Annotated in this window: 16 protein-coding genes and 1 pseudogene; 7 read left to right on the top strand and 10 right to left on the bottom strand. The window is 63.7% G+C overall.

Features of this window, described 5'->3' with window-relative positions; translation table 11 throughout:
• The 4 genes and pseudogenes from NZM16_RS07165 to NZM16_RS07150 all read right to left on the bottom strand — a co-directional run.
• Positions 1-443: pseudogene (locus NZM16_RS07165) on the bottom strand (hypothetical protein); the annotation flags it as partial.
• 530 nt (positions 444-973) lie between these two features.
• Positions 974-1,402, bottom strand: coding sequence for an HIT family protein (locus NZM16_RS07160; protein ID WP_295447607.1), 429 nt, complete (start codon positions 1,400-1,402; stop codon positions 974-976).
• Between the two features lie 190 nt (positions 1,403-1,592).
• Entirely contained in the window at positions 1,593-2,858 is a 1,266-nt protein-coding gene (locus NZM16_RS07155) for an FAD-binding oxidoreductase (protein ID WP_295479606.1), read from the bottom strand.
• The gene (locus tag NZM16_RS07150; RefSeq protein ID WP_295479603.1) at positions 2,849-4,333 is read right to left on the bottom strand and encodes an FAD-linked oxidase C-terminal domain-containing protein; all 1,485 of its coding nucleotides are present in this window, start codon (positions 4,331-4,333) and stop codon (positions 2,849-2,851) included. Before NZM16_RS07150 ends, NZM16_RS07155 begins: the two co-directional genes overlap by 10 nt.
• A gap of 491 nt (positions 4,334-4,824) precedes the next feature.
• On the opposite strand from NZM16_RS07150, the gene solA reads away from it, so the two are divergent.
• From solA to NZM16_RS07115, 7 genes are all read left to right on the top strand, one after another.
• Positions 4,825-5,937: an N-methyl-L-tryptophan oxidase gene (solA, locus tag NZM16_RS07145; RefSeq protein WP_295479600.1), complete on the top strand. Its 1,113-nt coding sequence runs from the start codon at positions 4,825-4,827 to the stop codon at positions 5,935-5,937.
• Positions 5,938-6,085: 148 nt separating this feature from the next.
• On the top strand, positions 6,086-7,813 hold the full coding sequence (locus NZM16_RS07140; RefSeq protein ID WP_295447618.1) for an iron ABC transporter permease: 1,728 nt from the start codon (positions 6,086-6,088) through the stop codon (positions 7,811-7,813).
• A 181-nt stretch (positions 7,814-7,994) separates the two neighbouring features.
• Complete coding sequence (locus tag NZM16_RS07135; RefSeq protein WP_295479598.1) at positions 7,995-8,567, top strand: LOG family protein; 573 nt, start codon at positions 7,995-7,997, stop codon at positions 8,565-8,567.
• A 68-nt stretch (positions 8,568-8,635) separates the two neighbouring features.
• On the top strand, positions 8,636-9,769 hold the full coding sequence (locus NZM16_RS07130; protein WP_295447625.1) for a DUF1786 domain-containing protein: 1,134 nt from the start codon (positions 8,636-8,638) through the stop codon (positions 9,767-9,769).
• A gap of 135 nt (positions 9,770-9,904) precedes the next feature.
• A complete protein-coding gene (locus NZM16_RS07125) occupies positions 9,905-10,666 on the top strand; it encodes a dolichyl-phosphate beta-glucosyltransferase (protein WP_295447628.1) in 762 nt (253 codons plus the stop codon).
• A gap of 248 nt (positions 10,667-10,914) precedes the next feature.
• Complete coding sequence (locus NZM16_RS07120; RefSeq protein ID WP_295479594.1) at positions 10,915-12,774, top strand: aldehyde ferredoxin oxidoreductase family protein; 1,860 nt, start codon at positions 10,915-10,917, stop codon at positions 12,772-12,774.
• 151 nt (positions 12,775-12,925) lie between these two features.
• Entirely contained in the window at positions 12,926-13,918 is a 993-nt protein-coding gene (locus NZM16_RS07115) for an NAD-dependent epimerase/dehydratase family protein (protein WP_295479591.1), read from the top strand.
• A 253-nt stretch (positions 13,919-14,171) separates the two neighbouring features.
• Here the strand turns inward: NZM16_RS07115 and cysS are convergent, their stop codons facing one another.
• The 6 genes from cysS to NZM16_RS07085 form a co-directional block, all read right to left on the bottom strand.
• Positions 14,172-15,626, bottom strand: a complete 1,455-nt coding sequence (gene cysS, locus NZM16_RS07110) for a cysteine--tRNA ligase (RefSeq protein ID WP_295447637.1) — start codon at positions 15,624-15,626, stop codon at positions 14,172-14,174.
• Between the two features lie 56 nt (positions 15,627-15,682).
• Positions 15,683-16,735 (bottom strand): PIN domain-containing protein, encoded by a 1,053-nt coding sequence (locus tag NZM16_RS07105; protein ID WP_295447640.1) that lies wholly within the window; start codon positions 16,733-16,735, stop codon positions 15,683-15,685.
• A 519-nt stretch (positions 16,736-17,254) separates the two neighbouring features.
• Complete coding sequence (locus NZM16_RS07100; RefSeq protein WP_295447644.1) at positions 17,255-17,641, bottom strand: hypothetical protein; 387 nt, start codon at positions 17,639-17,641, stop codon at positions 17,255-17,257.
• Between the two features lie 250 nt (positions 17,642-17,891).
• Positions 17,892-19,037, bottom strand: coding sequence for a metallophosphoesterase (locus tag NZM16_RS07095; protein ID WP_295479589.1), 1,146 nt, complete (start codon positions 19,035-19,037; stop codon positions 17,892-17,894).
• Between the two features lie 94 nt (positions 19,038-19,131).
• Positions 19,132-19,923, bottom strand: a complete 792-nt coding sequence (gene pgeF, locus NZM16_RS07090) for a peptidoglycan editing factor PgeF (protein ID WP_295447649.1) — start codon at positions 19,921-19,923, stop codon at positions 19,132-19,134.
• The gene (locus NZM16_RS07085; RefSeq protein WP_295479586.1) at positions 19,920-20,879 is read right to left on the bottom strand and encodes an alcohol dehydrogenase catalytic domain-containing protein; all 960 of its coding nucleotides are present in this window, start codon (positions 20,877-20,879) and stop codon (positions 19,920-19,922) included. Before NZM16_RS07085 ends, pgeF begins: the two co-directional genes overlap by 4 nt.
• Positions 20,880-21,016: the final 137 nt, after the last annotated feature.

Raw genomic sequence — 21,016 nt, 5'->3', positions numbered from 1 at the left:
TAGGCGACGAATTCTTCGTAATGGCGGCGCTGGGCTTCGGCGAGTTCGGCGAAGCGGCGGTCGGTCTCGGCCCGGTAGGCGACGAATTCTTCGTAATGGCGGCGCTGGGCTTCGGCGAGTTCGGCGAAGCGGCGGTCGGTCTCGGCCCGGTAGGCCATGAACTCCTGGCGGTGAGCGATGAACTCCTCGTAGTGGCGGCGCTGGAATTCAACCAGGGCGGCGATCTGTTCCTCTACCTGCCGGAACCGTCGCTCGGTCTCCTGCCGGAACTCCTCAAACGTCTGATCCCGGAAGGTCCGAAACTCCTCTCGGAAAGCCTTCACCTCGGCGGGCAGGCGCAGAAACTCCTCGGAGGCCAGAAGCTCCCAGAGCCTCTCCCGCCACTCCGGATGCCTTCGCAATAGCTCCAACAGGTCCTGGAAATCCTGTATGGTGAACGCCATCGTGGGCCTCCTTCCCCAAGAATTCTACTACAAAAACTAAAGCCGACCAGTCGCCTAGATCTACTGCTTTGTCCAGTTATCTACTGGGGACTTGAGGAACCGAAACCAGTCCGGAAGGCCGTGGTCCCTCCCCCCTTTCTCCCCCCTCCCCACGGCTCAGAGGGCCGTGGGGAGGGGGGAGAAAGGGGGGAGGTGCAGGGGGGCCTTTGGCCCCCCTGCACCTCCCCCGAAAACCCTCAAATGAAAAATGGGCAAAGCACCACCCTACTTGTTTAGGATGAATTTTGGAGGGTCATGTCCCGGCTGGGGCTGGGCGGTGGCAGCGGGGAACGGGAACGCCGCCCGGTGGTTTGAGGACAGGGAGAAGGGGCCTGTGAGGCTACTGCCTCGAGGCATCGGACATCTGCGGATTCCGACGGGGGTTCACCCCAAGAGAGGAACGGCCAGGCCATGCACGCGCATCCATACGCGGTTTTCTACGGTTATCGCAGGTTAGAATGCGATGGCCGCTCAAACTTGCGTTGGAGCTATCACTCGCTCTCCCGAAGGCGAGCGACAGCCTCGCGGAGCTTTCGGGCGACCTCCGCCATCTCGGCCTCGCTGGCGTAACGTTGCCGGGGCCAGAAAAAGCCCCGCAGCCCATCCCCTTTCCGCCGGGGAACGATGTGGATGTGGAGATGCGGCACGCTTTGGCTCACCCGGTTGTTGATGGCTACGAAGGATCCCTCCGCCCCCAGTCCGACTTCCATGGCCTGGGCCAGGAGGCGCGCATTTCGAAACAGCGGCCCCACCTGCTCCAGGGGCAGATCCATCAGGGTCTCGTAATGCGCTCGGGGGATCAACAGGCAATGCCCGGGGAAGAGCGGACGATGATCCAGGAAGGCAACAGAGATCTCGTCCTCCAGCACCATCCAGGCGGAAGCCTCGCCGCGAAGGATGCGACAGAAGGCGCAGGTCATCTTCAATCCTCGTGAATCCTTGCCGAACCAGTGTATGGGCCGTGCATAGGTTGTAGGGGCAACCCCCTGTGGTTGCCCCTACGCCCATGATTGCCCCGTGCGGGCAGGCACAGGGGCCTGGGGGCCGGCACGGGGGCCTGTGGGCAGGCACAGGGGCCTGCCCCTACACCATATCGATATCGATATGCCGTCATGCCCAGCCGAAGCGCCCGGGGTTCAGCCGACCCTCCGGATCCAGCTGGGCTTTGATCCGCCGCATCACCTCGGCCTCCGGGCGAAGGGGGGCCCACAAGCCCATGGCCCGCTTCGCCGATTCCGGACCGCCCAGGATCGTGAAGTGCCCGCCCTGGGCGAGGGCGAAGGAACGAAGCGCGTCCGCCCATTGGAGGAGCGCCTCCATTGGACCGCGGCCCTCGGCGTAGATCAGGCCCAGCGTTCCGTGGGCTCGCCATACGACCCGGATCTCTTCGGCGGCTTCCAGCGCCGCGGCGCCCTCCGCCAGCTGGGAGGGCAGCAACCCCAGGCGCACGCTCATCCCATCCCTGGGTGCCGGGCTGGGGAGGAACCCGATGTCAGGGATCCGGCTCCACAGGAGCGATGCGGTTTCCTCCGTCAGGCGGTCTTTCACCTGGGCCCCGGAGGCGGCGGCCGCGGCATCTCGCCCGATGCGCTCGACTTGCGCTGGCCATCCGCCCGCGCGCACCAGCACCCAGACCCGCGCTCCGGGATCTTCGGGAAGCTCCAGGGTTCCCCGCAACATCTCCCATGCCCGCGCGTTCAGGACCTCCACCGCCAGGGGGAATCCCGGATGGCGGAGCATGCTCAGGGTCAGCGGTAGCGCATCTTCCATCCTGGAAAAGCCAAACGCCCAGGTGGCCTCCGCCTTCGGGCGCGGCCACAGTTTGAAGGCCGCTTCCACCATCACCCCGAGGGTTCCCAGCGAGCCATGGAACAGCTTTGGGAGGTCGTATCCGGCCACGTTTTTGACCACCTCGCCGCCGCCCTGGATGAGTGTCCCATCGGCCAGGGCCACCCGAATCCCGATCAGCAGGTCCCGTGCGGAGCCATAGCGGGCCCGTAGCGGCCCACTTAAACCCGTCGCCAGGATTCCCCCGATGGTCGCCCGCTCCCCAAAAGGAGGATCGAGCGGGAGCCACTGACCGTGTTCGGCCAGCATCGCATTCAGATCGGCGAGGCGCATCCCGGCTTCCACCCGGATGGTGAGATTCGCCGGACGGTGGCGCAACACGCGGGAGAGGCGGGTGAGATCCAGGGCGAGGTCGTAACGGGTGGGGGCGTGGCCGATGCCCTGATGGGCCCCACTTCCCCACGGCACCACTGCCCATCCGGAGCGGGCCGCTTCCCGCAGGACCTCGGCGACCTCCTCCACGGTTTGCGGTTGCCGGACTTCTTGGGGGATGTGACCGTTTAGAGGATAGCGCGCCGTTAGATCCACAGCTCTTCCTCCGTCTCGGGGGGAGACGTCGCGGCTCGGTATCGGATCGGCTCTGCCATCCGGGCCTTGCGGCGGCTCCATGTTTCCAGGCACATTTTGGTGGAGGGAAACATCTTACAGGGGTTAAGGCAGTTCTCCGGGTTGAAGGCCGCTTTGATGCGCGCCATCGTCTCCAGATCCGCCGGTGAGAAGAGCAGGGGCATCAGATCCCGTTTCTCCAGGCCGATCCCATGCTCGCCGGTCAGGGTGCCGCCAGCCTCCACGCAGGCCCGGATGATCTCCGCCCCGGCTTCCACGGCCCGGCGGGTGAGTTCGGGATCGCGTTCATCGAAAAGGATCAATGGGTGGAGGTTGCCGTCTCCAGCGTGGAAGACGTTGGCGATGACGAGGCCGTAGCGCTGCCCGATCTCCTGGATCTGGCGGAGGACCCGCGGCAGCTGATCCCGCGGCACCACCCCATCCTGGACCAGATAGCTGGGGGCGAGACGCCCCATCGCCCCGAAGGCCCCCTTGCGGCCGGACCACAGGCGTTCCCGCTCGGCCGGGTCCGTCGCGATCCGGACCTCCCGGGCGTCGAAGTGCTCGCAGATGCGGGCGATATGACGAGCGAGGTCCTCTAAGCCCTCTGGCAGCCCCTCGACATCGATCAGCAACACCGCCCCCGCGTCCATCGGGTAGCCGCAGCGCTTGGCGCTTTCCACCGCCTGGATGGCGGTATGGTCCATCATCTCAATGGCCCCCGGGATGGTGCCATCGGCGATGATCGCTGAGACCGCCTCGCTGGCCTGGTCCACGGTGTCGAAGACCGCCAGCAGGGTCACCACCGCCTCCGGTGTGGGCATCAGGCGAAGGATCGCCTTCGTGATGATCCCCAGGGTGCCTTCTGAACCCACCATCAGCCCGGTGAGGTCGTAGCCCGGCCAATCGCAGGCGGCGCCGCCGACCTCGATGACCTCGCCGTCGGGCAGCACGACCTCCAGGCCGAGGACGTGGTTGGTGGTCACCCCATAAGCCAGGCAGTGGGGCCCTCCAGAGTTCGCGGCAATGTTGCCGCCGATCGTGCACGCTTTCTGGCTGGAGGGATCCGGCGCGAAATACAAGCCATGGGCGGAAGCGGCCTGGGAGATGGCGATGTTCACCACACCAGGCTGCACCACAGCCCGCAGGTTCGCCGCATCGATCTGCAAAATGCGCCGCATCCGTGTGGTGACGATCATCAAACCTCCCTGGTCGGCTACCGCACCCCCGCTCAACCCGGTCCCCGCGCCCCGCACCACAATGGGCAGCCCGTAGCGATTTGCGATCCGGACAGCCGCCGCCACCTGTTCCGTAGAAGTGGGGAAGACCACGAAATCAGGGCGTCCCTTATCGATGGAGGCATCGTATTCGTAAAGGAGGAGGTGGTAATCTTCCCAGAGCACCCCGTGGGGTCCGAAGATCTCCCGCAGCTCTTGGAGGATATGCGCTCGCTTCACTGTGCCCCCTTTCGGATTATGCTGGAGCCCAGCGTTGCTTTGCCTCTACAATCTATCATAACGCAAAGTGGTGGGGCGGATGTTCGCCGCCCGTTCCACCACTCCTAACCTCAGCTGCTTCCGGCCCAGCCAGCGTATGCATTCCGAAACATGCCCCACCCCCCATCTATGGCTTCGTTCGTCCTGGATTTGGGGGGCCGAGGGCGGAGCCCTCGGCCTTCGGCCCGGCTTCGGTTCTCTCCATCCCCGATTCATAACTGGTCAAAGCGCGATCGCTGAGTTCATCCTATACCACTACCACTGGCACTATGGGGTGGTAGATCGGCTCTGTCGCAGGCCCAAATGGTAGCGACGCCATCAGGGTCTACCGAACCAACGGGGCGCTTCACTCCCCCGATGGCCCGAGGGGTCGTGGGGGGGCGCAGGTTGCTTCTGGCGACGCAAGTCGCTATCATTCCGTCTATCCGTGTCTGGGGAAAGGATGCTGAGAGATGACACTTTCCGTAATCGTGGTGGGGCTGGGCGCGATGGGGAGCGCGGTGGCCTTCCATCTGGCCCGTCGGGGCGTTCGGGTCCTTGGCCTGGATCGGTTCACGCCCCCGCATCCTTTCGGATCCTCCCATGGGGAGTCCCGGATCATTCGGGAGGCCTACTTTGAGCATCCTGCATACGTCCCGCTGGTCCAGCGCGCCTATGAACTGTGGCAGGAGATGGAGATCCTTTCTGGGGAATCGTTGTTGCGGATCACAGGAGGAGTATTACTGGGCGCGCCGGAGAGCGAGATGATCGCCGGCGCCTTGCGCAGCGCTCAGATCCACAGCCTGGCCCACGAGGTCCTGACTGCGTCCGAGGTGAGAAAGCGGTTCCCGGCGCTACATCCGCCGGAGACGTTCATCGCCGTGTATGAGCCGCGAGCGGGCGTCCTTCGGCCGGAAGCTTGTGTGGCGGCCCATCTGCGGATGGCGGGGCGATATGGCGCGGCCTTGCATTTCGAGGAGCCGGTGCGGGAATGGCGAGCCGATGGGGATGGGGTGGAGGTCGTTACGGATCGCGGGCGCTATTCCGCAGATCGGATGGTGTGGTGCCTCGGGGCGTGGTTGCCGACCTGGCTGCCTGCGGCCCCCCTATGGGTGGAACGCCAGGTGATGTTCTGGTTTTGTCCGGCCCGGGATGCGGAGCATTTCACGCCCGATCGATGCCCCATCTACATCGTGGAGTTCGCGCCTGGGGATTTCTTCTATGGTTTCCCGGAACTGGGGAAGGGCGTGAAGGTGGCTCGCCATCATGGCGGCACGCGCTGCGCTCCAGAGACCGTGCAGCGGGTTGTGGGAGAGGAGGAAGTCGAGGCCATGCGCGGGTTATTACAGCGCTTCCTGCCCGGATTAGATGGTCCATTCATGCGGGCGGAGGTATGTCTATATACCAACGCCCCGGATGGTCATTTCCTCCTGGACCGCCACCCGGAGCATCCTCAGGTGTTGGTGGTCAGCCCATGCTCCGGGCATGGGTTCAAGTTCTCCAGCGCCATTGGTGAACTGGTCGCGGAGGCGGTGCGAAACGACGCGATCCGGTATGATCGAACAATATTCGGATGGCGGTGGTGAGGCGCGTCGATCGATCTCCGGGGATGGGTTCGTTGTGCAGACGGCCTCGCCCGCCTGTGAATATCTGCGATAATAGGAAGCGCGATCCGCCATAGTAAGCGCCATCCGTTGCTGAATCTATAAACTGAGGAAGTATGGAAAGATCTTTATGTCTCGTCGGGATCTTTTGCTTATTCCCCCGCTGTTATTTTTTGCCGTATTCTATCTCTATCCTTTGTTCTCGATCCTGCGCCTCAGCCTGGCTCCCGAGGGGATGATTCGCTGGGAGATCATCCTTCGGACGCTTCAGGGGACGGCGTTCTGGAGGGTGCTGGGGTTCACGGTGGGCCAGGCGGCGCTTTCCACCGGGGTGACCCTCGCCCTGGGTCTGCCCCTGGCAGGCCTCTTCGCGCGCTATCCCTTTCCGGGCCGGGGATGGTGGCAGGCGATGGCGACCGTGCCCTTCGTCCTGCCGACCGTGGTGGTGGCGGCCGCCTTCACCGCGCTCCTGGGCCCCCGGGGCTGGATCAATCAAGCCTGTATGGCCCTGCTGGGCCTCCCGGAGCCCCCGATTTCCTTCTTGAACACCCTGACCGCCATCGTGGTGGCTCATGTGTTCTATAACCTCACCCTGGTGCTGCGCATCGTGGGGAACGCCTGGGCCCATCTGGATCCGACGCTGGAGATGGCCGCGCGCACCTTAGGGGCGAACCGCTGGGAAACCATGCGGCGGGTGACGATCCCCCTGCTGATGCCGGCGATCCTGGCGGCGATCTCACTGGTGTTCCTCTTCAATTTCACCAGCTTCGGCGTGGTGCTGTTGCTGGGCGGTCCCCAATACGCCACTCTGGAAGTGGAAATCTACCGGCAGGCCGTTGGCCTCTTCAACCTTCCTGCTGCCGCCACGCTGGCCTTGGCTCAGCTGGGGCTGACCTTTGGGATTTTGGCGGTTTATACGCGCCTTCAGGCCCGGCTCGTTTTCCCTCTGGAATGGCGACCGGCGGCCTCTACCGCTCGTCCGCCGCGCACGTGGTGGGAGCGCATAGGGATCGGTTTGGGGTTGATGGTGCTGTTCGTGTGGATCGGGCTGCCGCTGCTGGCGCTGGTCTTCCGCTCGTTCACCCCGATGACCCTCCAGAAGCCGGGGGAAGCGGCGGTTTACACTGGATGGATCACCCTCGGCTATTATCGGGAGCTGTGGATCAACCGGCGTGGGGCGATCACGTATATCCCACCCATCGAGGCAGTGCGTAACTCGCTGGTCTTCGCCGTTGCGGTCATGCTGCTTTCGCTTCTGCTTGGAGGAGTGGTCGCCTACGGGTTGGCGGGCCGCCGTCGTCGCCGGTGGCTGGACCCTCTATTGATGCTTCCGCTCTCAACCTCGGCGGTCACCCTGGGGTTCGGGTTTCTGGTGGGGTTCAGCCGCCCTCCGGCCTTCCTGCAGGTGTGGCCGGGGTTGGTGGACGCCATGATGGCCCTGCGCACCTCGCCGCTCCTGGTGGTGATCGCGCACACGCTGATCGCCTATCCCTTCGTGGTGCGCATCCTCCTGCCGGCGATGGAAGGGATGAACCCTCGCTGGCGGGAGGCGGCGTTGACTCTGGGAGCCTCCCCCTGGCGGGTCTGGTGGCACGTGGAGGCGCCGCTGCTAGGACGCGCGTTGCTGACCGCTGCGGTCTTCGCTTTCTGCGTCTCCCTGGGGGAGTTCGGCGCCACCGCCCTGATCGCGCGGCCGACGATGACCACGATGCCGCTGGCCATTGCCCGCTTTCTGAGCCAGCCGGGTGAGCTGAACCTGGGCCAGGCGATGGCCATGAGCACGCTGTTGCTCCTCCTCACTTTCCTCGGTATTCTTCTCATTGAGCGCTTTCGTTATCGGGGTATTGGGGCGTTTTAGGCCGGCGTTACGCCGTTCGAAGCCTGCCGGACTCATTGAGATCGCCTCACCCTGTAAGCTCTCCTGGAAGTCGGGGACTGGGGCGCCGCCTTGGGTAATGCCCCAGTCCCAAAAGATCTTTTTCTCTCTCCTCCCCGAGACTCAAAGCGCCTTGGTGAGGCGAGAGAAAGGGGTGTTGCAAATGCGACCGCGGACGATCTCGGTATTCGGCAGCAGCGCCTCGCCGCCGGAATCCCCGGACTATCAAATTGCCCTCGAGCTGGGCCGTCGGCTGGCCCAGGCCGGTTTCGCCGTGATCAGCGGCGGGTATCGTGGGACGATGGAGGCGGTGAGCCGCGGCGCAAAGGAGGCGGGGGGATTCACCATCGGGGTGACGGTGGATCTGTTCGATCGATGGGGGTTAAAGGCGAATCCTTACCTCGATGTGGAGATCAAGTTCCCCACCCTCTTTCAGCGCCTTCATTATCTGGTCACTGCTGGCGACGCGTGGATAGCCCTTCCCGGAGGCATCGGCACCCTGAGCGAGATGGCGCTGGCCTGGAGCTTCCTGCAGACCGGTGAGATCCCCACGAGGCCGCTCCTGCTCTTAGGCTCCCGATGGCGACGCTTGTTAGAAGCATACATAGACCCGTTTTACATCCGGGAGGAGGATGCAGCCCTTCTGCGGCTGGTGGAGACGCCGGAGGAAGCCGTCGCTGCGTTGCAGGCCGGGCTGGAGCGCCCGATCGGGACGATCTCTCGTCCGTGGGGATAGCGATCTGGAAGGACAAGGCATGCTTCGCCCCTCGGACATCCCTTCCGAACGAACCAGGGAGGTGCCTCTTGAAGATCCTCTGTGTGGATATTGGGACCGGAACCCAGGATATCTTGCTGTATGATAGCCGGAGGGAGCTGGAGAACGCCTATCAGCTGATCCTGCCCTCGCCCACGATCCGGGTTGCCCAGGCGATCCGCCAGGCGACCCGGGAGCGGCGGCCGATTCTCCTCACCGGTGTCACGATGGGGGGAGGCCCATGCCACTGGGCGGCGGAGGATCACCTCCGGATGGGTCTTCCAGTGTATGCCACCCCTGAGGCGGCACGCACCTTTAACGATGATCTGGACGCCGTGCAGGCCATGGGGGTGCAGATCCTCAGCGAGGACGAGGCCGCCCGCATGGATGAGCGGGCGGTCCGCCTGGTGTTGCGGGATTTCGATTGGGATGCGCTGCGACAGGCCTTTGCCGCCTTCGATATCCCTCTCCGGCTGGATGGGATTGCCGTGGCCGTCTTCGATCACGGCGCTGCTCCGCCCGGATATTCCGATCGGAAATTCCGGTTCGATTATCTCACCCGACAGCTTTCGGAGCGACGGGATCTGACGGTCTTCGCCCATCGAGGGGAGGAAATCCCGCCTGCCCTGACCCGCTTGCAGGCGGTTGTGCGCACGATCCGGGAAGTTTTTGAGGGGCCGGTGGTGGGGATGGATACAGCCCCAGCGGCAGTCCTGGGGGCCACCCTGGATCCCCGGGTGGCTGCTTGGCGGCAATGTCTGGTCGTCAACGTGGGGAACTTCCATACCCTCGCCTTTCGCCTGCGGGACGGGGAAGTGGAGGGGCTTTTTGAGCACCACACGGGCCTTCTGAACGGAGAAAAGCTGGATCGTCTGCTCCATCAGCTGGCGGAGGGCGCGCTGGACTTCGAGGAAGTATTTGGAGATATGGGGCATGGGGCGCTGATGTTCGAGACAACGCCGATAAGGCCGGAAGGGGTGGCTGTCGTCGGGCCCCGCCGGGGGCTGTTGCGGGAGTCCCGCCACCCGCTTTATTTTGCGGTCCCCTACGGGGATATGATGCTGACGGGATGCTTCGGGTTGCTGCGGGCGTTCGCCGCCCTCTATCCGGAGTTCGCTTCGATCATTATGGACTCCCTGGGCGGCGCTCCCCGCCCGGCTCCCTGGGAGATGCTCGACGAATGATCACGGAGGATCGCAAGGAGATAAAAAACCAATCTGGGGAATAGAGAATGGAGGGCTGGTAGGGCTGCTTCTGGTTGGCCTCACCGGCTCCGGAAGATCTAAGTCTGCAAAAGCCTTGAAGGAGGCCTTCGTCGAATGAATCCAACGGTGCGGGTGGATGTGGTGATCCCCGTGTATAACGAGGAACGGGACCTGGAGCCTGGCGTCCGAAAGTTGCGCGCTTTTCTCCGGGAGAACTGTCCCTATCGCTGGCGGATTGTGATCGCGGATAACGCCTCCGTGGACCGCACGCCGGAGATTGGGCGGCGGCTGGCCGAGCAGTGGCCCGAAGAGGTATGCTACCTCCGGTTAAACCGCAAAGGGCGAGGACGGGCGCTGCGTAAGGCCTGGCTGGAGAGCGATGCGGATGTGATGGCCTACATGGATGTCGATCTCTCCACCGACCTCAGCGCCTTCATGCCGCTGATCCAGCCCCTGGTCGAAGGACGCTACCACATCGCCACCGGCAACCGGTTGCATCCTCAATCCCGGATCGCGCGTTCGCTTAAGCGCGAGCTGATTTCCCGCATCTATAACTTCATCATCTGGCTGTTTTTCCCTCGCCGTCGTTTCCAGGATGCCCAGTGCGGATTTAAGGCGATCACCCGCCAGGCGGCCCGCGAGCTGATCCCCCTTGTGGCCAACCAGTCATGGTTCTTCGACACGGAGTTGCTATTGCGGGCGGAACAGCGGGGATACACGGTCTGGGAAGTTCCGGTGATCTGGCGGGAGGATCCAGACACCCGCGTGAAGATCCTCCGCACGGCGATTGAAGATCTCCGGGGTCTGTGGCGGGTCTGGCGGACTCCTCATCCCATCCCGATTCACACGGACCCAGAGGCGGATTCTCCGGATTGAAAGGGGATCAGGAAGCCGTCCGCGAGGGGCGCGCAAATACACGGATGGGCGGTGCCACATCCGATATCCGGACATCCCGCCGTTGCAGGCCCATGCGGGGGATTCCGTTCGGCGAACATGACGCCTCCTCATCAAGGACACTGGCGATGCCTCTCTTACCTCTTCTCTCCTTTTCAGCCCTCAGGGTTGCGGGGAGGGACAGGAAGAGGTGATGCGTCCGTAAGCCTCCACGTGAAGGGGGAAATGGAATGGAACGATTCGGGCGCCTGCTGCGGGTGAATCTTTCCACCGGCCACATCGCGCGGGAGGAGATCCCGGCTTCCTGGGTGGAGCAGTTCATTGGAGGGAGCGCCCTGGCCGCTCGCCTATTGTGGGAGCGTCTGCGGCCGGAGGTCGATCCCCTGGGCCCGGGGAATCCACTGCTGTTCATCGCGGGGCCCCTGACTGGGACGGCGGGGCCTGCGGTGGGGCGGTTCACAGTGTGCGCCCGTTCCCCGGCCACCGGCCTGTGGGGCGAATCCAACTGCGGCGGGTTCTGGGGGCCAGAGCTGCGGTTCGCCGGCTACGATGCCCTGCTGGTCGAGGGGCGCGCCCCGGAGCCAGTTTACCTGTGGGTTCATTCCGAAGGGGCCGAGATCCGCTCGGCGTCCCATCTGTGGGGCCGGGATCCCTATGCCGTGCAGGCGATCGTGCGGGAGGAAGTTCGGGATCCTCTGGCTCGGGTGGCGGCGATCGGCCTCGCGGGCGAGAACCAGGTGCCCTTCGCCCTGATCCTGTGCGATCACGGGCGGGTGGCTGGCCGCACCGGGATGGGGGCGGTGATGGGCTCCAAGAACCTGAAAGCGATCGCCGTGCGAGGGATGCAACCGATCCCCCTGGCCCGCCCCGAGGCCTTTCAGACCTTGCGAGCCCAGGTGAACCGGGCGTTGCGGGAGGACAATCTGACCCGGGTGTTCCGGGAGACCGGGACGGCCGGCGCGGCCGAGTATTTTGAGTTGCTGGGGAGCATGCCCAAACGGTATTACGGACAGGGTGCCTGGGAAGGCGCATCCAAGGTCAGCGGGGCGGCGATGGCCGAAACGATCCTTTCCGGGGTTTCGGCCTGCCATGCCTGTGTGATCGCCTGCGGCCGCGTCGTGACCATCCCTGAAGGCCCCTACGCCCGGACGAAGGCGAAGGGCCCGGAATATGAAACCATCGCCGCCTTCGGTCCAAATCTTCTCAACGATGATCTCCAGGCGATCACGCATCTGGGGGATCTCTGCGATCGCTATGGCCTGGACTCGATCAGCATGGGAAATGTGCTGGGCTTAGCGTATCTGCTGTTTGAGCGTGGTCAGATCACGGAGCGGGAGACCGGCGGCCTGATCCTGCGGTGGGGCGATGTTCGACCTGTAGAAACCCTGATCGCTCAAACCGCTCGGCGGGAAGGATTCGGCGCGCTCCTGGCGCAGGGGGCGCGGGGATTGGGACGGGCATTCGGGGCGGAGGACCTGGCCGTCGAGGTGAAAGGGCTGGAGGTCCCCTATCACGATCCCCGCGGGGTTGCCGGGATGGCGTTGAGCTACGCTACTTCCCCCCGCGGGGCCTGTCACAACCAGAGCGATTTCTTCATGGTGGAATTAGGCCAGTCGAATGAGGAGCTGGGCATTCCTTATCTTGATCGGCATCAGAGCGAGGGCAAGGCCCGGTATGTGGCTATCCATCAGGACTGGCGCACGGCCTGCAACAGTTTGGTGTTGTGTTATTTCGCGAATGTCCCCCCCAGCACAGCCCTCGCTCTGCTCAACGCCGCGATGGGATGGGATTGGGATTTGGCGACGTTGCTGCAGGTGGGAGAACGGGGCTGGCAATTGAAGCGGATGATCAACAGCCGTCTTGGCGCTGCGCGGGCCGATGACCGGCTGCCCAGGCGGCTGTTGGAGCCTCTGGCGGACGGAGGAGCTGCCGGCTTCGTTCCCGATCTGGAGGCCATGCTGCGGGAATATTACGAGGTCCGGGGATGGGACCTCACAACCGGTCTGCCTACGCCGGAAACCCTCCAACGGACGGGACTGGCATTCATCCTGGAGGAAGGCCGGTCCTCCCTCCACCGAACAACGAGCTGAAGGGACGGGCCTCTCATCGTTCCCGAACGCTGGGGGCCTGTCCTTCCTCCCTCACCTCGGGCTTTCGGGAACGGGCCCTGTAGTCCGCTGTTTTCAGCGTGTCGGAAGGCGGGTCCTTCGAGGAATCCTCCCGTGGGAGCGGATGGGAACGATGCGGGTGCTGGTGACCGGTGCCACCGGCTTTTTGGGCCGCAACCTTTGTCCTTATCTGGTGGGCCAGGGGCATTCCGTGCGCGCCCTGGTTCGACCGTCCTCGGATTGGAGGTTCCTGGCCGAGCAGGGGCTGGAGATCGCCTTCGGAGATGTGCAGGATCCCATCTCGGTTCAGGCAGCCGTTGCCGGATGCGAGGCGGTGATCCATGCCGCCGCCTACTTTCGGTTCTGGGGACCTCGGGATCGTTACTGGCAGGTGAACGTGGAAGGAACCCGGAATGTGGTCCGGGCGGCGGAACGGGCTGGGGTTCAGCGGTTCGTGCACATCTCAACGGTAGTCGTGATCGGTCGGCCGCGCCCGGGGACCGTGATCGATGAGGCTTATCCGTGCCAGCCGGTGGATGAATATCAGCGGACGAAGCTGGAGGGAGAGCGGATCGTCCAGGAGGCCGCCTGTAAGGGACTTCCGGCCGTCATCTTGCGCCCCGGGGCGTTTTACGGCCCGTGGGGACGTTACGCCTTTAACCGGCTTTTCTTTGAGGATTTCCTGAGAGGATTGCGCCTTCAGGTGCATGGTGGCCGGCGCTATACGTTCCCGATCTTCGTCCCGGATCTCTGCCGGGTCATCGAGGCAGCGCTAAGCCGAGGGCGGGTCGGAGAGGTCTACAATGTGGCGGATCGCAGCCGGCGGCATGCGGAGATCTATGAGATCGTCGCCCGGATCGCGGGAACTTCGGCATGGCGGATCAATGTCCCGGCGTTCCCGATGCTCGCCATGGCGTGGGCCTGGACGAAGCTGGCGGATCTAACCGGTCGGGAGCCCTATTATCCACTGGCTCTGGCTTCTTATGTTTTTTACGACTGGAAGGTTTCCTCAGAGAAGGCGAAGCAGGAACTGGGGTTCGAGCCGACGCCTTTTGAGGAAGGGGTGAGACAGACCCTGGAGTGGTATTGGGCGCAGGGGATTCTCCCGCGACCTCGCAGGCGATGAAGGAGAGATCCCACTCTTTCCCCCCGGATGGGGCCCTGGGACGATGACCGCTATCCCCGGCATTCCCTCGATGGTGTGGGCGGGCGAGGTTGCCGAAAGCCGCCTCGCCCACCCCACACCGCCTGCACATACTCAAGCCTACACGACCGGTTTGGGATAGGAGAGACGCGGAAGACATCTCTCCTGATCCTGAGTCTCTCTGGCGACGCCTGGGGCGACGCTGGAGCGCCGCTCGCCGATCCGGTTGGGTTGCTTACGAACGTCCCATGCGCCATACGGTGCCATCCGGTCGATCTTCCAGGAGGATCCCCAAGGCCCGGAGGCGATCGCGGATCTGATCGGCGCGGGCGAAGTCGCGTTGGCGGCGGGCTTCCGCTCGGATCTCGATGAGCAATTGCACCAGCCCAGCCACGAGATCCGATGGGATGTCCGGCCGGATGACGTCCGGGATCACCCCCAGGACATGGCCGCCGAACTCCCGATAGATGGCGTCGATGGCCTCCAGGATGGGACGCCCTACGATCGCCCCGCCGAAGAGCAGACTGTTGACGGCTTTGGAGAACTCAAAGAGCACGGAAAGGGCCTCCGGTGTCCCGAAGTCGTCATCCATCGCTTCCAGGAACGCACGCCGGGTCCTCTGGATCTCCTCCATAAAACCTTCCGGTTCCGCCGCCTCGGGGGCGTCTCCCCGGGCAAGCCGCTCCCGGACCTCGATCACAGTGTTCCAAAGGCGATCCAGGCCTTTTTCCGCCGCCGCCATGGCCTCTTCGCTGTAGTCGATGGGGGAGCGATAATGGCTGGACAGGATGAACAGGCGGATGGCTTGGGGTCGGTATTCCTGAAGCGCATCCTTGATGCGCACCACGTTCCCCAGGCTTTTGCTCATCTTTACCCCGTTCACCGTAAGGGATCCGGTGAGCAACCAGTAGCGGGCGAAGGGTGTCCCGCGGGCTGCCTCCGCCTGGGCGATCTCGCTTTCGTTATGGGGGAAGAGGTTATCGATGCCTCCGCCATGGATGTCAAACGGTTGCCCCAGGTATTTAGTAGCCATCACGGAGCATTCGATATGCCAGCCGGGATAGCCCCAGCCCCATGGGCTGGGCCAGCGCAGGATGTGCTCCGGCTCCGCCCGCTTCCACAGGGCGAAGTCGGCGGGATGTCGCTTCTCCTCTCGCACCGGGATCCGGGCGCCCTCCTCCTGTTCCTCCAGACGGCGGCCGGAGAGCTTCCCATATTCCGGCCAGGATTCCACCGAGAAATAAACGGAGCCGTTCACTTCATAGGCATGGCCTTTTTCGATCAGGACCTTGATCATCTCGATCATCTCTGGGATATGGCAGGAGGCCCGGGGAGAGATATCCGGTCGCACAACCCCCAGCGCATCCATATCCTCAAAGTAACTGCGCATGTATTTCTCCACCAGCTCCATCGGCTCCAGGCGTTCCCGGGCCGCCCCTTTGAGGATACGGTCCTCCCCGGTATCCAGCAGGTGCCCCACGTCGGTGATGTTCTGGACGTAGCGGACCTTGTAGCCACGATATCGGAGGTAGCGAACGATCACATCCATGGAGACGTAGAGCTTGGCGTGGCCGAGGTGGGCATGATCATAGACGGTTGGCCCGCAGACATACATATGGACCCGGCCTTCCTGCAGCGGGACAAAGGGCTCTTTCTGGCGGGTCAGGAAGTTATACACCACAAGGCTCATAGGTTCCGTGCCTCCAGAGAGGTTTCGGGCGGGGCAAGTCGCCAGAGAGGCGCATCCTATGAGGAGTCTCCCCGGGTCGGCTCCTCGGGTCGGGCGAAGATCATCCGCCCGGCAGCGGTCTGGAGCACTTTGGTCACCACCACCGGGATCTCCCGCCCGATGTAGCGGCGCCCCTCTTCCACCACCACCATGGTCCCATCCTCCAGGTAACCTACTCCCTGTCCGGGCTCCTTCCCTTCCTGGATGATCGAGAGCGTGAACGTTTCCCCGGGCAGCAGAACCGTTCGCACCGCGCTGGCCAGTTCGTTGATGTTAAGGACGCGGATGTTCTGGAGTTCGGCCACCCGGTTCAGGTTATAGTCGTTGGTCATAATCGGGCAGCGCAGGCGGCGGGCCAGGGCGATCAGTTTTTCATCCACCTCCCGCCCCTCCACATCCATATCCGCGATGCGAATGGGCACATGGCCCTCTTTTTGCATCCGATTGAGGATCTCCAGGCCGCGGCGGCCCCGGTTGCGCCGCAGAGGATCCTGGGAGTCGGCGATGTGCTGGAGCTCGTTCAGAACAAAGCGGGGCACCAGGAGCGTGGCCTGGAGGAACCCGGTGCGCGCGACATCGGCGATCCGGCCATCGATGATCACGCTGGTATCCAGCAGGATCAGATGTTCGCTATCCCGTCCCTCCCGCAGGTGACGGGGGAGCATGGCCAGCAGGTCTTTATAGCGAGTGCCGGCTACTGTCAGACCCAGATAACCGAAGAACACCGCTCCTAAGGAGGGCATCACCCGGCCCAAAGGGTCGGGCAGGAGGGAGAGCGGATAGGAGACCAGCCCGGCCATGATCAACCCGAGGATCAACCCGATCGTGCCGGCGATGAGCTGTTGTAATGGGATCGGCCGGATGAGCTGGCGGATCATGGCGGCCGGACGGATCGTCAGCCACGGCGTAAGAATGAGGCCAAGGATGGCACCGACCAGACTGAAGGCCAGGGCGAATTGCCAGGCCGGGCGTGAGTCCAACCCCAGCCGGGCGGCATCCATTCCCAGCCGCCATCCAGCGATCCCCAGCACCAGCATGCCGAGGAGGCGAAGGAAACGCTCAAAATCCATAAGTCCTCCGAACCCATGACGAAGTGCACCGTTCATCTTACACCGGGGGCCATGAAGAGGGCAAGGGGGGAATTGCGCGTCATCAGGGGTTCGGTGGTGTTGCACCTATGTCGTAGTTTTATGTAGGGGCAGCCCCCTGTGGATGCCCGATTATGGGCAACCCGCCATGGTGGCCCTGGATGGGGGCAGGGCACGAGAGCCTGCCCTCCACGAAAGGCGCGATGCGCCATATCGTTTGTAGGGGCAGCCCCCTGTGGATGCCCGATTATGGGCAACCCGCCATGGTGGCCCCGATGGGGGCAGGGCACGAGAGCCTGCCCTCCACGAAAGGCGCGATGCGCCATATCGTTTGTAGGGGCAGCCCCCTGTGGCTGCCCCTACCCCCACGGGCCGGCACGGGGCCGTGCCCCTACGAAACAGGCGGTGCGCCGTATCGTTTTGTGTAGGGGCAACCCCCGTGGTTGACCCTACAAACGAAACGGATGCAGGGGCCTGGTGGGCCGGCACGGGGGCCTGCCCCTACGGAATTGCCCTCGTTCGGGGAGGGGATGTGGACATGTCTCCCCATGAGATTCTTTCGGTCTGTGGCTCTTCCCCCTGCTTAGAAGGTGAGCACTCTTCGTAATCCACCTGCTGCAGGTTCATACGAGGTGCCCAGAGCCAGAACCAGACATGGGTGCGCTGACAGAAAAGGCCTTCCGGGTTCCGGTAAGCTGTAGTTTGCGAGAGGGCCAGGCCGGAGCCCTCCCGCTCTCGAATCAGCCACAGGCGATACTGGGCGCCCCCAACGGCCCATGAAAGATCCCCACGCGCGGCCAGGGCTCCCAGCAGGCAGATCCCGCATCCGACCCCGACCACCGCCAGCGCGAGGAAGAGCGAGATCACGGTTTCGAAGCGGCGTCGCATGGCTGAGCCATCCCATCGAGCTGTGCTGACTTGCTTTGTTTATGTTATGTAAGGTATGCGAGGCCGCCGAAGACGGCCTCGCATACCTTACGATGCTGAACAACCTCTCCTCCTCGTGGAGAGGGACTTGCTGAGCACAAGTATTGAGCGGGCCCCATCAGTGATGGGCTCGAGATAAGGGAGTTCAGGGGAGCCGCCAGGGCCGCCAACGGCGGCCTCAGCTACCCGTGAAGGCCCCGGGTTCGGAGGATCAGGCTTCTTCCTCGTCGCTCTGCAGGTGGATCAGGACGATCTCCGGAGGGCACATCAATCGCATCCGCGGCATCCCCAGGCCCTCCATCCCCAATCCCCGGCTGACATACATCGTAGTCGAGCCTCGTCGATACAGCCCCATCTCGTAGCGCTTCCCGTAAATCGATGCGGTGATCAGCGCGCCGATCAGCGGAAGACGGATTTGCCCGCCGTGGGTATGGCCGCACAGATAGAGATCGATCCCCAGCGCGCTGGCCTCCGGGAAGAGATCCGGTGAGTGATAGAGCAGGATGGTCAGCGCCTGAGGCGGGACCTGGCGTATCAGCTCCCTTAGCCGCTCGCCATCATGGTCGGGATCGTGGGTGCAGGTCAGGCCGAGCAGATAGATCGAAGGCCCCCGATGGCCCAGTTGACCGAAGCGGGCCACCTGGTTGTCCAGCCACGTGACGTGGGTGAAGCCAAACAGGATCCGCCGCACGACCTCCGGCGGATCCACCAGAGGTGTCCCGGTGACGAGATAAATTCCCAGCGGGGCGCGCAACGCTTCCAGGAAATGGCTGCATTGGGCCTGGGCCTGCGGATCGCGCACATAGCTCAGGTTGAGGAGATCACCGGTGAAGACGATCAAATCCGGATCGAGCTCCTCAACCCATCGCAGGACCTGTTGCTCCCGGCGGGTCAAACGCTCCAGGTGGAGATCCGTGAGATGCAGGATCCGAAGGGGAGGCATTCCGCGCAGCTTCGGCGAGGCGATCACCAGTTCGGTCAGGGTCAGCCGGAAGGGCTCCCGGTAGAGCGCGCTGAGGAGGTTCCCTGTGAAAGCCAGTTGTCCGATCAATGCCAGCCCGATGGCGTAGGAAAGCGGTTGTATGGGGAGCAGCCCCAGGCTCAGGAACAGGCGGAAGAGGGTGAAGGCGACGAAGGGCGGCTTGGGCGGGCCGAAGGAGTAGCCCAGGCGGGGGAGCATAATCAGCATCAGCGCATCGCCCCCCGCGAAAGCCAGGAATGCTCCCGTGGCACCGATGCCGATCTCCATGGATCCGGAAGCTTCCCACCAGGCTATCCCGGTGATCATCCCCAGGGCGAGCGCCCACGAGCCCAGGAAGGCCCATGGAAGGCGTTCCAGGCGATTCAAGATCACCATGAATTGATGAAACGGGCTCGCCTCCGTTCCCGGCCGGAACCGCCGGCGCCGCGGTTTCGCAATGCGCCCACCAGCGGCCTGCGGGGAAACTCCTTCACGGATTTCGGATCCAGGTCCCAAAGCGTCCGGTCCTTCCATGTTCCGCTCGATGGGAATACCAGTCCTCGAGATGGCAGGCGGTGCACACCCCGGCGGTGATCACTGAAGGGACACCTAAATGGCGCAGATGCAGGCCCACAGCCTCGGGTAGGTCCAGATGCCAGGCGCCGTTGATTCGGCGCAGCGGAAGGGCTTTCCCGATACGGGGTCTGAGGGTTTCGATGACCTCCAGGCCCACCGCATAGCAGCACCCTCCGATCCCGGGGCCAAGGGCCGCGTGGAGGGCGGAGGGACGACATCCTAAACCGCGCTCGAAGGTTTCCAGAGCGGCTTCCAGGATCCCCGCTGCCAGCCCACGCCAGCCCACGTGCAGAATGCCGACGGCCGGGAGCGCGGGATCCGCCAGCAGGACTGGAATGCAATCCGCGAACCGCATGAGGAGCGCCAGTCCCCGTTCCGCCGTGATCAGCCCATCGGTGCCTTCCAGGATCTGACCCCGGTGATGTGCGTCCACCAGGGCCACTCGATTCCCGTGGATCAGCCAGGCCGTAACGATCTCCTCCGCTCCTAATCCGATCGCCGTGAAGGCCCGGCGCAGGTTCTCGGCCACCGCGGCCGGGTCATCGCCGACGGAATGGCTCAGGTTCAGAGCCGCGAAAGGCGGAGCGCTCACCCCGCCCTTCCGGGTGAGGAAGCCATGAGGGATGTCGCTCCACGGAGGATCCTGGAAGTGATAAAAGATCACTGGGCCTTTCTGGACAGCCTCCCAATGCGCTGGGGCGATCATGGGGAAACATCCAGCAGGACTTTCAACACACCCTTGCGGGCGGCGTGGTCGAAGGCCTGAGCGGCCTCCCGCAGCGGATAGCGAGCATGGATCAAGGACAGCACATCCACAAGCCCCTGCTGGAGGAGCCGGAGGGCGGGCGGGAACGGCCCACAGCGGGAGCCGATCACCGCCACTTCATCCACGGCGATCATCGTCAGGTTCGCCTCCACCGTGCCGTGATAGGTGCTCTTCAGAACGAGCGTCCCCCGCGGGCGTACCCACCGGCGGGCCAGGTGAAACCCTTCTGGAGAGCCCGTGCATTCCACTACCACGTCGGCGGAGAGCGCACCCGCCTCATCCACCAGCATGGTGGGAATTCCCCGTCGGGCCAGGAGATCCAACTTGTTCCGGTTCCGCCCGATAACCAGGAGATCGCACCCGGTGAGTTGTAGGACCTGGGCCACCAGCTGGCCGAGCTTGCCATCGCCCAGCACCACCACTCGATCGGTGGGATGGATGTGGATCTGTTGAGGGATCTCCAGGGCGGCGGCCAGGGGCTCCACGAACACAGCGGCCTCGTCCGGGACCTCTGGGGGGACCTCGTGGAGATTGACCACCGGCAGGAGGAGGTATTCCGCGAATGCGCCATCGCGACCGGAGATCCCTAAGGTCGTCCGGTTCGGGCAGTGGGTGGGCCGCCCGGCTCGACAGGTGGGACAGATGCCACAGGCGGCGTTGATCTCGCCGACCACCCGTTTGCCGATCCATTCCGGGTGATCCGGGGCCTCTTCGACGACCCCCACGAACTCGTGGCCGGGAACGCCTCGGAAATCCAGATAGCCCCGTCTTAACTCCAAATCTGTATTGCAGATCCCAGCGATCTTCACCCGGATCCGGGCTTCTCCGGGTGGGGGGGACGGCACCGGATAGTTGTGTCGGATTTCCAGCTCCCGGTTCAGGTAAACGGCCAGCACGGAGCATTCCTCCGCAGTGACGGAATGGTGGATGAATCATGCTTAGAACGTGTCTTTCATTATAACGCAACTCATTGCCAAAGTGCTTTGTCCATTTTTCATTTGAGGGTTTTCGGGTGCGGTGCGGGGGGCCAAAG

The organism is Thermoflexus sp. (assembly GCF_025055495.1).
Taxonomy (GTDB): domain Bacteria; phylum Chloroflexota; class Anaerolineae; order Thermoflexales; family Thermoflexaceae; genus Thermoflexus.
This window is presented reverse-complemented; position numbering and strand designations above follow the sequence as displayed.